At 40.2% G+C, this 14989-nt stretch carries 13 protein-coding genes; 6 read left to right on the top strand and 7 right to left on the bottom strand.

Annotated features, from left to right (window positions below; genetic code table 11):
* Positions 1-9: 9 nt before the first annotated feature.
* The 5 genes from rfbD to cpxR form a co-directional block, all read right to left on the bottom strand.
* The gene (rfbD, locus tag JI723_RS19410) at positions 10-903 is read right to left on the bottom strand and encodes a dTDP-4-dehydrorhamnose reductase (protein ID WP_337979652.1); all 894 of its coding nucleotides are present in this window, start codon (positions 901-903) and stop codon (positions 10-12) included.
* Positions 900-1976, bottom strand: a complete 1077-nt coding sequence (rfbB, locus tag JI723_RS19405; RefSeq protein WP_337979651.1) for a dTDP-glucose 4,6-dehydratase — start codon at positions 1974-1976, stop codon at positions 900-902. Before rfbB ends, rfbD begins: the two co-directional genes overlap by 4 nt.
* A 1101-nt stretch (positions 1977-3077) precedes the next feature.
* Positions 3078-4517, bottom strand: coding sequence for a capsule assembly Wzi family protein (locus JI723_RS19400; protein WP_272580769.1), 1440 nt, complete (start codon positions 4515-4517; stop codon positions 3078-3080).
* Between the two features lie 488 nt (positions 4518-5005).
* Positions 5006-6376, bottom strand: coding sequence for an envelope stress sensor histidine kinase CpxA (gene cpxA / locus JI723_RS19395; RefSeq protein WP_070929932.1), 1371 nt, complete (start codon positions 6374-6376; stop codon positions 5006-5008).
* A complete protein-coding gene (gene cpxR, locus JI723_RS19390; protein ID WP_042846693.1) occupies positions 6373-7071 on the bottom strand; it encodes an envelope stress response regulator transcription factor CpxR in 699 nt (232 codons plus the stop codon). Before cpxR ends, cpxA begins: the two co-directional genes overlap by 4 nt.
* Before the next feature lie 154 nt (positions 7072-7225).
* On the opposite strand from cpxR, the gene JI723_RS19385 reads away from it, so the two are divergent.
* From JI723_RS19385 to JI723_RS19370, 4 genes are all read left to right on the top strand, one after another.
* Complete coding sequence (locus tag JI723_RS19385; RefSeq protein WP_070929933.1) at positions 7226-7768, top strand: Spy/CpxP family protein refolding chaperone; 543 nt, start codon at positions 7226-7228, stop codon at positions 7766-7768.
* A gap of 435 nt (positions 7769-8203) precedes the next feature.
* On the top strand, positions 8204-8953 hold the full coding sequence (gene loiP / locus JI723_RS19380) for a metalloprotease LoiP (protein WP_140183219.1): 750 nt from the start codon (positions 8204-8206) through the stop codon (positions 8951-8953).
* Between the two features lie 356 nt (positions 8954-9309).
* Positions 9310-9951, top strand: a complete 642-nt coding sequence (locus JI723_RS19375) for a lysophospholipid acyltransferase family protein (protein WP_272580767.1) — start codon at positions 9310-9312, stop codon at positions 9949-9951.
* Positions 9948-10892 (top strand): phosphatidate cytidylyltransferase, encoded by a 945-nt coding sequence (locus JI723_RS19370; RefSeq protein WP_272580766.1) that lies wholly within the window; start codon positions 9948-9950, stop codon positions 10890-10892. The genes JI723_RS19375 and JI723_RS19370 overlap by 4 nt, the downstream gene beginning before the upstream one ends.
* 97 nt (positions 10893-10989) lie before the next feature.
* Here the strand turns inward: JI723_RS19370 and JI723_RS19365 are convergent, their stop codons facing one another.
* A complete protein-coding gene (locus tag JI723_RS19365) occupies positions 10990-11073 on the bottom strand; it encodes a hypothetical protein (protein WP_306803442.1) in 84 nt (27 codons plus the stop codon).
* Between the two features lie 674 nt (positions 11074-11747).
* On the opposite strand from JI723_RS19365, the gene pfkA reads away from it, so the two are divergent.
* Positions 11748-12725, top strand: coding sequence for a 6-phosphofructokinase (gene pfkA, locus JI723_RS19360; RefSeq protein ID WP_070927404.1), 978 nt, complete (start codon positions 11748-11750; stop codon positions 12723-12725).
* 181 nt (positions 12726-12906) lie between these two features.
* Entirely contained in the window at positions 12907-13908 is a 1002-nt protein-coding gene (locus tag JI723_RS19355) for a sulfate ABC transporter substrate-binding protein (RefSeq protein WP_272580764.1), read from the top strand.
* 77 nt (positions 13909-13985) lie between these two features.
* Here the strand turns inward: JI723_RS19355 and JI723_RS19350 are convergent, their stop codons facing one another.
* Positions 13986-14942, bottom strand: coding sequence for a porin family protein (locus JI723_RS19350; RefSeq protein ID WP_070927408.1), 957 nt, complete (start codon positions 14940-14942; stop codon positions 13986-13988).
* Positions 14943-14989: the final 47 nt, after the last annotated feature.

Genomic DNA, 14989 nt, shown 5'->3' with positions numbered 1-14989 from the left:
GAAATTTTATTATTGATAATTTGAAAGTTCTTTCATCAAGCGAATAATACCTTCTTGCCACTCAGGCAAATTTACATTAAAGGTTTCTTTAAATTTTGTATTATTCATTCTTGAATTATATGGACGTTTGGCAGGGAGAGGATAGCTAGTTGCAGGTATTGGACTAAGCTCATTACAAGTTAATTTAATATTATTTTTTTTAGCTTCTTCTATCACTAGTTTTGCATATTCATACCAGTTGATTTCACCAGATGATACCAAATGGTAAATCCCTGAGTTATTTTTGTTTTGTAAAACTTGTGTTAATGCTATAGCGGTACAATCGGCGATAAGTTCAGCACTAGTTGGAGCCCCATACTGGTCGTTAATAACTGATAATTTTTCTCGATTTTTTGCTAAGTTAAGAATAGTTTTAGCGAAATTGTTACCAAACGTAGAATAAACCCAACTAGTACGTAAGATTAAATAGTTAGTACAATACTTTTGAATATACAATTCACCTTCAAGTTTAGTTTGACCATAAACATTTAGTGAAGATGTCTGATCACTTTCACCCCAGTAATGATTACCTTCTCCTGAGAATACATAGTCTGTTGAATAGTGAATCAGCAATGCATTGATTTTTTGTGCAGATTCAGCAATTACTTTAACTGATTCACTATTAACTAACTTAGCTAACTCGGGCTCACTTTCAGCTTTATCAACGGCTGTATATGCAGCGGCATTTACAATAACGTTTGGTTTTATTTTAAGAATAGTTTTAGCTAATTCTATTGGTTTAGTTAGATCACCACAATAAATATCTGAATGCCGATCTAATGCGAACAGTTCTCCTAGTGGAGATAATGCCCGTTGGAGTTCCCATCCAACTTGCCCATTTTTTCCTAAAAGAAGGATTTTCATTTTTCACTATTTCCGTAGTGTTGTTGTAACCATTGTTGATAGCTACCACTCTTAATATGTTCTACCCACTCTGAATTACTTAAATACCATTCAACCGTTTTACGTAGACCCGTTTCAAATGTTTCGCCCGGTACCCAGTTCAGTTCATTTTTAATTTTTGTAGCATCAATGGCATAACGTAAGTCGTGACCTGGCCTATCAGTCACATAAGTAATCAGATCGCTATAATTCTCAATATTATTCGGTTTGTTTGGTACGAGTTCTTCAAGAATGCTGCAAATTGTTTTTACCACATCAATGTTGGCTTTTTCATTGTGACCGCCAATATTGTAAGTTTCACCAATCTTACCTTCAGTAACGACTTTATAGAGCGCTCGTGCATGGTCTTCTACATATAACCAATCTCTGATCTGTTGTCCGTTACCGTAAACAGGCAGAGCTTTTCCTTCTAATGCATTTAAGATGATTAAAGGGATCAGTTTTTCAGGGTAGTGGAATGGACCATAGTTATTAGAGCAGTTTGTTACGATGGTTGGTAAACCATAGGTACGTTGCCACGCTCTGACTAAATGATCACTAGACGCTTTTGACGCAGAGTAAGGGCTACTTGGCGCATATGGTGTTGTTTCAGTGAAAAGATCTGTTGTTGATTCAAGGTCGCCATAGACTTCATCAGTGGATATATGGTGAAAGCGGAAGGCGGCTTTTTTATCTGTTGGGAGTTGATTCCAATATTGGCGCGCGGCTTCTAATAATGTGTAAGTACCAATAATATTGGTTTGGATAAACTCACTTGGGCCATCAATAGAACGGTCAACATGTGATTCGGCTGCTAAGTGCATTATGGCATCAGGTTGATGTTGCTTAAATATATCTGTAATTAATTTTGCATCACAAATATCTGCTTGAATAAATGTATAGCGATTATTTTCACAAACAGAATTAAGCGACTCTAAATTTCCTGCATAAGTTAGTTTGTCGACATTAATAATAGCGTCATTGGTATTATTAATAATATGACGAACAACCGCAGAACCAATAAAGCCTGCACCACCAGTAACTAATATTTTCACTGAAAACCTTGCTAATTAATAATCTATTAAGTAAGGAGGGATTTAACTATGGTATAAATGTTCATGATTTAATTAGGTTAGACCATAGCTACCGCACTGGGTTGTCGGGTCCCAGAGCACCATTGAATTCTGTAGTCACGCTTATTAATTGAAAATGTTACCTTTTTTCGCAACTGGTCAATTGATAAGCATTTCTTATCATTTTATACTCGTGAAAGAGTATGCCTCTGCACTGACACGGTCAAGCAAATGCGCCTAATAATAGCATTAAATATAGGTTGTGACTATTGGTGTAATTGTCTTAGAGAATAGTCTTATTTATCCAGTCAATTATATAACTTCTTTTAAATTATTATGTTATGCGTATTCTAATCATCGCTTGCCGAAAGTCTGAAATTTTATTTTAGGGCTGATGAAAATAACCTTATATTTTATCGAGGTATTCTATTTATTGACGCTAAGTATCTATTGGCACATTAGTACCGTGTTGATTTAAGTTAAATAACTTAGAGAAACATAATTATTGTTCATTAATTGTGTTTCAAACGCGTAAACAGTGTTTTATTAATAAAAAACAACTATAAATTATCTGAAAACAATTAATAAGCGTCTAGAGTAAATTAATTTTACCGACGTTTATTGTCTTTTATGTCGATATAATGAAGTGTAGTTGGGGGGTGAATAAATAACAACACGGTACTCGTCATACTTCAAGATACAGGGGTGTTGACTGCGCTCATTCGCGCCAGTCACATACTGATGTATGCTCCTAGCGTCTCACTCACTTGTCGCCTAGTTGCACCTTGAATTATTTAGAGTATCTACTCGTCATACTGCAAGTTGCAACGCTTTGGGTTGAGGTGTGGTGACTGCGCTCAGCTAGCTGAGTCACATAGTTATCTATGCTCCCCGCCTATCTTCGCTTGTCGCCTACCTGCATCTCGAATTATTTAGAGTATCTACTCGTCATACTGCAAGTTGCAATGTTCTCTGTTGAGGTGTGACAACTGTACTCAGTTAGACGGGTCACACAGTTTACTTATGCTCCCCGACTATCTTGACTTACCGACTACTTATAACTCGAATTATTTAAACCAACTACTACCACTTAAATGGCAGGGTAACCATAACGGATGCACCCACGTCATCACGTGTGTTGTAATCTGATTGAGAAACCCAGACTTTAGCATCGGTATTAACTCGGTCATCAAAGTTATGCCACCAACCTAAATCAATACCTTTAATGGTTTCGGATCTTGGATAGGCTTTATTTTGTGGATAACTTTCTTTATTGACCTTGGCATACACTAAGCGAGTGCTGACACGGTTATCATCATCAAGGGTATATTCTACTTTCCCTGATATCATGCGACCGTCACCGCCCATTGCATGGCCTAGTGGGGCACCTTGTTGGTAATAACCGTCTTTATAAATAAAGTGACGATACATCACGCCATTTTTATTCCACTCGGTATGCGTATTGGCGCCTTCAATATACCAGCTCAGAGGTTGACCCCAAGCGGTGTGATAACCTTCAATACCGCCCATGAACGCATTTTTCGATGGGAACATGCCAGCTTCGTCTTCACCGATCATTTGACCATAAATACTGACAGGTAAACCAATTAGCGGATAAAGTTTAATTTTTGCATCTAGGCCAGCAAGTTGGTTACCTGGGTCATCATTAACATCGCCCGTATTATCTCTACCAGCCATGGCATTCCAGAACGAATTCCAGTTATTTGGACGGCCTTCACCACCCCACATGACTACACGTGAACCGCCCAATTCAAAGAAGTCAGTTGGGTTCATGGTCATACGTAGGCCAATCAATTTAGTATGCGGCTGTGAGGAGTACTGTTTAATTTGCCCTGCGGTTAGCTGATATTGCCATGAGCCAATCCATGAAAGCCAAGGCGTCTCAAATGGGCTTTGGTCAGCACGCTGTAGTAGGAAACCTGTTACTGGTCTTGCAGCGTCAGTACGAATTAAGCTGCCATCATGGCCAGGCCCCCACCATTGAGGGATCTCACCAAAACTTATCCATTGGTTCCACACTTTAACGCCGCCATAGGAGCCGTTTAGGTTGTAGTCGGAACCATTTTCAACTCGCAGTGCGCGTTCCGCATTGGCTTTTAAATTTAAATCAACATCATCAGTGCTGTAGTTACCCTCAACGGTGTAGCGGAAGTCGCTGTATTCGCTTTGTGCGAACCCTTGTGGCATTGGTGATTTACCCGTTGATAGGTAGGTTTGTAGCTGAACGCTGTTCTTCGTGCGGTTGAGCTGTTGTTTGATACGTTGGACAAGAGCTTCTTGTTCATTATTGGTGATATTGGCGTTATTTAACGCGCGGGTAATTTCTTCTGAAGATAACGGCCAAGTCGAAAGGCTAATTTGGATAACGTTCCGTTCTGAGAGCCACGCAAGATCGTTTCTTAAGTTGTTGTCTGGAAGGACTAGTCCACCCGCTAGTGTGCTGCCACTCATTGCACTCAATAACGTTAGGATGGCTAGTTTGGTCAACTTGATATTTTTCATTGATGAATCCATTGAGTTGAGTCGTCTAATTTTTTGTGTTTTTATGAAAAAAATATGCAAAATATTAATTTAATGCAGCACACGAATTTAGTGTGGTAATACCCACGCTAACATTACCCTTATATTCGTTGTGTTGATTAGGTATGCGTGCTTCGGCCTTTTTATAATAGGTAATCTATCTGTAAATAAAAAGCAGAATATCAATATATCAGACAAACGGCATTTTCTAGATATCGGTATAACGATATAACTCTAAATAGGATTTATTAGAATTCAGAGGTTAAGTGTTATTTTGACAATTATTCCGTGTCTATTTTTTCTAAATAACTTTTATTCTTGATTAAAAAAGTTATTTAGTTTGGTGTGTAATAAATATCAGGAATATTGCTTAGGTTGAAATTAATACACTGTTAATGATGTGTAATAAAATAAGGCTTCTTCAACTTAATATTCAAGAAGCCTTAAGTTAGATTTATGATTGAGTGGCGTTAGCGCCCATGTTCAGGAAGCCAAATTTGCAAACGTAGCCCCCCTAATGGGCTATCATCGGCTTTCACCCAACCTTTATGCTGTGAGATGGCAGTTTCCACAATGGCAAGGCCTAAGCCAGTGCCTCCGGTTTCTCTATCTCGTGCTTCGTCTGTGCGGTAGAAAGGGCGGAAGATGTGTTCACGGTCGGCTGGGCTAACGCCAGGGCCATCGTCGTCAACAGTGATTAGTACACCATTGTTTTCTTCTTTGAAATCGACAGCGATATGAGTATTTGAGTAGCGCAGTGCGTTACGGACGATGTTTTCAAAGGCACTACCAATCGCCGATGGATTGCAATAGATAGGCCATGAGCCCGGTGGTGATGTGACATCAAGGGTTTTATTCATCTGTTCCGCTTCGAATTTTGCGTCTTCTAAAATATCGCCCCACAGATCATCAGCCTTAATGTTCTCCCTTAAGATTTCATTTTTGTGCTGACTGCGTGATAGTACGAGTAAGTCATTGATCATGCTATCAAGGCGGTGGGTTTCGGTTTCAATACGCTCTAATTCTTTACTTTCACCATGCCGACGGCGTAATAAAGCTGTCGCTAATTGCAAACGCGTCAGTGGGGTTCTCAGTTCATGAGAGATATCAGAGATAAGTCGCTGCTGGGCACTCACCATGCCATCGAGAGCGCTGATCATTTGGTTAAAACTGTTCCCCGCAGATAAAAATTCTTGAGGCCCAGCTTCCAGTTCTGGGTGAGGCCGTAAGTTGCCTTTTGCGACATCATCTGCTGCCATTTTGAGTTTGCGCGCAGGGCGGGCAAGGCTCCAAGATAGCCAGAGCAATAACGGGGCACTGATGAGCATGGTGGCAATTAACAGTAAGAATGGCCGGTCAAACAATAAGTTGATAAAGTCAGATTGTGGGCTATTTGCAGGACGAACTAAATAGAGTTGGTAATGGTCTTCACCATCGCGTATGGAAAAAGGGCCTAAGATTTCGGCACGACCATACTTTTTCTTTTTAGGGTGATCAGCATTGTCTGATTGCCCAATAAAATTACGGATAACTTGCATTTCACTTGGCATCGCACCAATAACACGTCCTTCGCTGGTCACAATAATGAGACGTTGGCCAGGGGGCGCCCATTTTTTGATGGAATTGGAAATTCGCCTCCACCAAAGTAGGTCGTTCATCGGTGCTTGTGCCAGTTCAGCTTCAATGTGCTGCTCAAGCATTTCCCCTTGGCGTTGCTCACTCTCCATAAGGACAGTGAGCTGCCTAGAGTCAAGCTTGGGCACCATCAGCACTAGCATCAATACTAGTGCGAGGGTGAACCAGAAAATCGCAAATATCCTTGCGGTTAAGCTATTTATCATGTTGCAGAAACCATTAAGTATCCACGACCACGCAAGGTTTTAAACCAAGGTTGGCCATCTGTTCGTTCTGGCAGTTTACGACGTAAGTTTGAGATGTGCATATCAATCGCACGGTCAAACGGAGTCAGACGTTTTCCGAGTACTTCTTGGCTTAAATGTTCCCTTGAAACGACTTGGCCAAGGTGCTGCGCTAATAAATACAGTAAGGTGAACTCAGTTCCGGTTAAGTCAAGGATTTCATTATCGAAACTGGCCTCTTGACGGCCTGGATTGAGTTGTAGCTTATCCACTTGCAGAACAGGTGTATTGCTATTGTCACCTTGGGTTTGTTCACTCCAATTTGAACGGCGTAGTAGCGCACGAATACGGGCAACTAATTCACGGTCATTGAATGGTTTAGGAAGATAGTCATCTGCACCTAATTCAAGCCCTAATACTTTGTCGAGTTCGCTACCGCGTGCGGTCAACATAATGACAGGGGTTTGGTGGATCTGACGTAGTTCTTTTAAGGTCTCAATGCCGTTTTTCTTTGGCATCATGACATCGAGTAATAATAGATCAATGGATGAGTCAATCTGTTGTAAAGCCTGTTCACCATCATAGGCGATGACAACGTTGAAACCTTCCATTTCGAGCAGTTCTTTTAAGAGCGACGTGAGTTCACGGTCGTCATCAACTAATAGGATTTTATGCATGTGTTTAAGTCCTCCAACTGCCAAAATACGATAACAATCTTCACGATTCCATGACTTTACGTTCTTTTACATGCTCTGACGCTAGTTTGCAGCCACCGGCGTATAGTTATCCACATTGAATCACGAGCACTGTCCGAGAACAAGGAGTATTGGAATGCAAAGAACTTCACAAACAACAGTCAAGTTAGTGTTAGCTTCTGCATTTATTATCGGTTCAGTGACGGCTTTTGGGGATACACCAGAAAGTGTTCAACAAACTGGTGATACATCTAGCCCGCTAATGCTACAAATGCAAAATGAGTCTGCATCTTCAGTGCCTGTCATGACTCAACTTCAACACTATGAGTTGTTTGGTAGTGAAGAACGCACAAGTACATTTATGTTTAATGGTATCACGTTAAATGAAAAACAGCGTCAGCAATTGCGTGATTTAATGGCAACTCAGCGTCGTTATCAATTTGATAACCCAGTTTCTGTGCAAGAGCGTGAAGCACTGCACAATCTAATTGTCGCGGACGACTTTGATGAAAAAGCCATTCGTGAACAGTTAGAAAAAAGTTTGCAAAAAGAATTGAATCAGCGTGTTGAAATGGCTCGAATTCATCATGAATTGTACCAGTTATTAACACCTGAGCAGAAAGCCCAATTAGAGAAGATACATCAACAAAAAATGTCTCAGTTTCAGGCTTTGCAGTAACGAATTCTTTTGATCTAAATTCTCTTGATCGTAGTAGTGAAGTAGCAATAAGTGAAGTTTTTCCTTGCCATAGACACCATCCCTGTCTTTTACAGCCCCTTTTAGGGGCTATTTTTTTGCTGGTCGTCATGTTTGCATTATCGATTGTGACTTTGTTGGCTTGTTAATCCCCCCATGTTTGTCTTGCCTGATATCTTATTCATCTTGCATTTTAAGCCATTTATAAAATATTATTTTTTGCAATTATTGAAATTTCAGTGAATTATTTGAGATAGTATGACTTATTCTGCTAGCGATTCTGCTATTTGAATAGAAATCAGATAAAATTCGTATGATGAGTATTATCTCTCTATATTCCTATTGTTATTTTTTTCAGAATTTATAGTCTTTAACGCTTAAAAAAATAGTTGTGTGTATTGCAAAGGAAAAAATATTATGAAAATGAAGGCACTTGTTGCAGTCGCTGTATCAGCTGTCATTTTGACTGGGTGTAAAAATTTAGATCAGGGCATGCTAACGAATTCAGGTATGCAACTATTTCAAGCTGCTACATTAACTGATAGCGATGTGAAGCAACTAAGCGACCAATCATGTAAAGAGATGGACGCTCAAAATAAAATCGCTCCTTCTTCTAGCAAGTATTCAAAACGTTTAGACAAAATTGCTAAAGCGCTAGGAAATGAAGTTGATGGAACACCTGTTAACTATAAAGTTTATATGACTGATGATGTTAACGCATGGGCTATGGCAAATGGCTGTGTACGTGTGTATAGCGGTATGATGGATCTGATGAATGACAACGAAATCGAAGGTGTTCTTGGTCATGAAATGGGCCACGTTGCGCTAGGTCATTCACGTAAAGCAATGCAAGTTGCTTATGCAACAGTTGCTGCACGTACAGCCGCTGCTTCAGCAGGTGGCGTGGTTGAACAACTAAGCGCATCACAAGTTGCTGCTTTGGGTGAGAAATTGGTTAATTCTCAGTTCTCTCAGCACCAAGAAAGTCAAGCGGATGATTTCTCTTATGACCTGTTGAAAAAACGCGGTATTAAAACCGAAGGTTTAGCAACTAGCTTTGAGAAACTAGCAAAATTAGGTGGTAGTGAAAGCAGTATGTTTGATTCTCACCCACCATCAGCGGAGCGTGCTCAGCACATTCGTGAGCGCATCGCCGCAGACAAGTAATCTGTATTTGTTAAAGCTATTCAGTCGTTACTACTACTGAAGTTGTTGACGAAGCGGGATAAAAACATCGTTTTTCCCGCTTCGTGTTACCTGTCGAAAATTAATGAATTGATTTCCTAATCTATTGTAAGAACTGTAGTCACTGCCGCCAAACATAACAGGTTTCTTGCTACCACTATTCTCTTTTGTTCCCTTCCAGACTTATTTCTACTTATTTATCTGAGAGTATCCTCTCAAAAAAAGTGAAATCAGACCTTCCTTGTTGTGCTCTTTAGTGGGGCTATATATCTTTATTTTTGTAAAAGAAAAATAAGTATTGATAAATAAAAATAGAAAACGTGTTGCAAGGAATAAAGATGGAAAAACCACAAAGAATTTCTTTGTTAGCAAAAGGTATGGGGATGTTATTGTCGTTTACTTGTCGACTATTAACAGGGGTAAGAACACGTTGGGTTGGGTGTCAGCCAACAATCACTTCACGGATTTATTATGCGAATCACTCTAGTCATTTAGATGGGTTAGTTATTTGGGCGGGGCTACCGCCTTTAATGCGCCATGCGGTTCATCCTGTTGCTGCTAAAGATTATTGGGATAAAACGCCATTTAGGCGTTATTTGGTTAATAAAGTTTTTCGCGCAGTATTAATTGATCGAAAAGGGGATGGCCCAGCCAAAGAAAATGTATTAGAACCCCTTGAAGCGATATTAGCAAAAAGTGAGTCACTGATATTATTTCCTGAAGGAACCCGTGGAGATGGTGAAGAGCTGAGTCATTTCAAAAGTGGTATTTACCATCTCTCTAAAAAATACCCCAATGTTGAAGTGGTACCTGTATATCTTGAGAATTTAAATCGTGTTTTACCAAAAGGCTCAAAATTGGTTGTGCCAATTATTTGCTCTGCGGTTGTCGGTCAACCTTTAGCGCCATTAGCGGAAGAAGAGTCTAAAGCCGAGTTTTTACAACGAGCAAAACTTGCTTTAGAGGAGTTGATGCCATGAGTATTTGGGATAGCGAAATAGCTTTATTGTTATCAGGTGTTTTCAGCATCCTGGTTGTGGCAAGTATTATTGGTGGGATCCTTGCCTATCGTTATTCAGGGGAAAAGAGTAACCCAACAATTGATAATTTAAATGCCAGAATACGTGCTTGGTGGTTAATGTGTATTGTGTGTGTATTGGCTGTAGTGATTGGTAATATCGGGGTTGTTATCTTATTTGCCTTGATCTCCTTTTTTGCTTTGAGAGAGTTTATTACTTTAGCACCGACAAGGCGTAGTGATCACGAAGCGTTGTTTTGGTGTTTCTTTATTTTTCTCCCTCTGCAATATGTGTTAGTTGGGATCCAATGGTATGGCATGTTTTCAATCTTTGTTCCTGTATTTGTGTTTTTATTTTTACCAACCCGTATTGCAATAGCAGGAGACACTTACCATTTTCTTGAGCGTACTGCCAAAATTCAGTGGGGAATGTTAGTCACTGTATTCTGTTTAAGCCATGTACCTGCATTATTGATGCTAGATATTAAAGGCTACGAAGGTGAAAATGTAAAACTGCTATTATTCCTTATTGTCGTGACGCAACTTTCAGACGTTTTACAGTATGTATTTGGTAAGCTCTTTGGCAAACGCCCAATTGTGCCTAAGTTGAGCCCGAATAAAACGATAGAAGGCTTTTTAGGTGGGATACTGTCTTCTGTATTGATCGGGATCTGCTTGTATTGGGTTACGCCATTTAACTGGTGGGTTGCGGGGTTAATGTCTCTTGCAATTACCTTAATGGGGTTTGTTGGTGGATTGTGTATGTCTGCGATCAAACGAGACAGCGGCATTAAAGATTTTGGAGCCATTATTGAAGGACATGGCGGAATGTTAGACCGCATTGACTCATTATGTTTTGCCGCCCCTATTTTCTTTCATTTTACGCGTTATTTTTATACCTAATACTAGGTTGATTGAAATCTAAAGACAGGGTGCTTGAAGCCTAACTTTAACATTTGAAAGAGAAACAGCAGAGGGAAAAGCTCCCTCTGCTCAGCAATTACCTCAGTTCGTAATCGAGGGTCGCTTGGACTACAGTGTGACCACTGGTGATATGCAACGTGCAGAGTTTATCGCGTAACATCGATGATAAACTCAAAATAGTGATGCATACTGCCAACAGTGCCATAAAGGCATACTTAGTCATTTCTCCTTGACCTCTTATTGGCTAAGAGGCACAATCTCAAATGTCTGGTTTGAGATCTGTGCCCCGTTGGTTGAACATATTCACTAACGGGGCTTTCTCATTTTTGGCTCAAACTGCATGCTTGAACCAAAAAGGATCAAGCACCCACCGAAAGCCTATCAAAATTAAATTCCTTCTGCATTTTGACATTGTGATTAGCACAGTTGAGCCCGCATTTTTATCTGTATTTTTAACCCTAATAGGGGATATCAGTTAAGGCGACCCGTTCCTAATATCTGTGTCACTCATAAGGTTAAGCCCTCATGAGCGATAAATGTTATTATTTAGAGTATAAGCACTTAATTTCTGTTTCGAAGTAAGGTAACAACCGCTATAGTGGTTCGCTATTCTGTGGTAATCATGTTTATGCGCTAAAATTATGTAAGCTGGATCACAATAAACAATCAAAGCTTGATAGAAAGCAGGTATATACAATTAGCTATACCGTATTATAGTGCTAGGTGAATCAATTCAGCATTGGCGGTTTGTAACAGAATTTGGTTTAGAAAAGCACGGTGTTGAACGGTGTTTTTCATTGATTTGCAATTTATATTCATTAATCAGAGGTCATCATGGTCAAGCAGATTAAAAGAATTGGGGTATTAACAAGTGGTGGTGATGCACCCGGTATGAATGCTGCAATCCGCGGTGTTGTACGAGCGGCATTAAGTGAAGGTTTAGAAGTGATGGGTATTTATGATGGATACCTTGGCTTATATGAAAACCGCATGAAACAGCTAGACCGCTATAGTGTCTCTGACATGATCAACCGTGGAGGTACCTTCTTAGGTTCAGCTCGCTTCCCTCAATTCCGCGATGAAAAAGTTCGTGCTGTTGCTATTGAGAATCTGAAAAAAAATCATATTGATGCCTTGGTTGTTATTGGTGGTGATGGGTCTTACCTTGGCGCTAAAGCATTGACTGAAGCTGGTTTCCCTTGTATTGGCTTGCCGGGAACCATCGATAATGACGTCGCAGGAACGGACTATACTATTGGTTACTTCACTGCGCTGGAAACCGTGGTTGAGGCTATTGACCGTTTACGTGATACATCGACTTCTCACAAACGTATTTCTATTGTCGAAGTCATGGGGCGTTATTGTGGTGACTTAACGCTATCAGCAGCGATTGCTGGTGGATGTGAATTCTTAGTTTTACCTGAAAATGAAATGTCATTTGATCGTGAAGAGCTACTATCTGAAATCAAACAAGGGATTGAAAAGGGTAAACGTCACGCTATCGTAGCGATTACTGAGCATGTTTGTGATGTGGATGAATTAGCCAAATATATTGAAGCGGAAACTCATCATGAAACACGTGCTACAGTACTTGGGCACATTCAGCGCGGTGGCTCGCCTGTTGCGTATGATCGGATTTTGGCATCGCGCATGGGAGCGTATTCAATCCAATTATTGTTAGAAGGCTATGGTAGCCGTTGCGTTGGTATTCAAAACGAAAAATTGGTTCATCATGATATTATTGATGCAGTGATGAATATGAAGCGTGTGTTTAAGAAAGATTGGTACGACACAGCGAAAAAACTGTACTAATTCACCTCTATGTATTGCAAATCTCACTTGTATGACCCGATTGCTCGGGTTATGCAAGTCTGATCCTACCTATCTTCTGTTTGTATATTCTTTTGTAGCATAAATTGTCATTTTTAATTATTTCAAGTTATGGATGAGATCTGTCAGCCTGCCTTAACATTAAATTGATGAGGATAGAGGAATGGCGAAAAAATGGCATGTAGCAACGGCATTGTTGCTGATACTCACAACGGGAGCATGGGCGAAAGATATTCAATTGTTGAATGTTTCTTATGATCCCACTCGAGAGTTTTATCAACAATATAACCAAGCGTTTAGCCAACATTGGAAAGAAAAAACGGGAGATACCGTTATCGTTCGTCAATCTCATGGGGGCTCAGGAAAGCAAGCGACTTCGGTCATTAATGGATTAGAAGCGGATGTTGTGACTCTTGCTTTGGCTTATGATGTTGATGCAATTGCACAAAGTGGACGTATTGATAAAGAGTGGATCAAGCGTCTTCCTGATAATTCTGCGCCTTACACTTCAACAATTGTTTTTCTTGTTCGCAAGGGAAATCCTAAAAATATTCAAGATTGGAATGACCTCATACGTAAAGATGTTTCTATCGTGACGCCGAATCCGAAAACTTCAGGTGGCGCACGTTGGAATTACTTGGCTGCTTGGGGGTATGCATTAGAAAAGGAGCAGCAAGATCCTGAAAAAGCAAAACAGTTTGTGAAGCAACTTTATCAAAATGTTGAAGTACTGGACTCAGGGGCTCGCGGTGCAACAAACAGTTTTGTTGAGCGGGGTATCGGTGATGTGTTGATCGCATGGGAAAATGAAGCATTACTTGCTATTAATGAGCTTGGTGAAAATGGTCAATTTGAAATTGTTACTCCAAGTATTTCAATTTTAGCGGAACCCACAGTTGCAGTGGTAGATAAAACGGTTGATAAGCGAGATCGTCGTGAAGTGGCTCAAGCTTATTTAGAATATCTCTATTCGCCGGAAGGCCAAGAAATCGCAGCAAAAAATTATTATCGGCCACGTAACGCTGAAATTGCGCAAAAATATCAACAGCGCTTTCCACAGTTAAAATTACTGACGGTAGATAAAGAGTTTGGTGGCTGGACTAAGGCGCAGGAAACTCATTTTTCGAATGGTGGAGTCTTTGATGAGATTAGTCGTCGTGACTAACGAACAATATTATTACTCTATTATTTATGGCACTCCAGCTAACCTGTGAGGGGCAGGTTAGCTGGATAACTATGATTTTATTGCCACACGTATTTCACACCCAATTGTCCTAAATAGAACGTTTGGCGATTGTTGCTGCCAGAGGTGATCCCTGCACCTTTTGGATTTTCCCATGTACTTGGCTCAACCGCAAATCCACCCCATAAGGTCAGTTTCGGTGTTAGGTTATAGAAAACTTGGGTACCAACACGGTAGCCATCTTTCACTTTTTGGGTTGTGCGCTGCTTATTATCGTAGTTGTGTTCGTTTAGGTAGTAGCGGAAGTAGGGCATAATGCTCCAGTCTTGATTTAACGTCACAGGGAAGTAACCACGAATTTGGTTCTGCTCCCATGTTTTGTTGAAATCTTTATCCCATGTCCAGTCCGTGTACATGTAAACTTTCGCTGTAGCGGAGTCATTGATTTTGTATACCAAACCGTGTTCGGATTCCCATTCGTAGCTATTTGGCGCATGGAAGTTATCGTAGTGGTAGAACGCATCCCAAAAGTTGAATGCCCACTTATCATTAAAGTGATAAGTCCCGCTTGGCATTAACCAAAACAAGGTATTGGATGGACGAGCCATGGTGCCAGGCGCTGAATCATTTGATTCTTTACGGTAGGTAACGTTGAGGTTGAATTGTCCAACATCACTGGAGTACATTTTTCGTGTTACACCAATTTGGGTTCGGTTACGAATAAATGAGTCCTTTGATGTTGAAAAATTATGGTTATAGCTTCTAAGTGACTCTTTATGCTCAAGAAAGAAGCTCCATTTAGATTCGGGATTTGATAAAAACAATTGACCAACCATGGTTGTTTTGTCGTAAACCTTCCGCCCGCTAGTGTTATGGTGGCCTTCGAATTTTTCCAATTCCATATAGACGTTAGAGGAAATACGCCAATAGTCATTATTCACTTGTTCTGTTGAGAGTGCAGAAGCAGTAAAGCCCATCGCGGTAAGTAGTAGTAAACCATTCAATGATGTTTTCATGATGACCCTTTAATTTTTAATTATTGTTCAGTAACGTAGCGTTATTA

Origin of the sequence: Providencia manganoxydans (genome assembly GCF_016618195.1) — a bacterium.
In the GTDB taxonomy this organism is placed as follows: Bacteria; Pseudomonadota; Gammaproteobacteria; order Enterobacterales; family Enterobacteriaceae; genus Providencia; species Providencia manganoxydans.
Note: the sequence above shows the minus strand (reverse complement) of the source record. Positions and strands in the feature narration are given on the sequence as shown.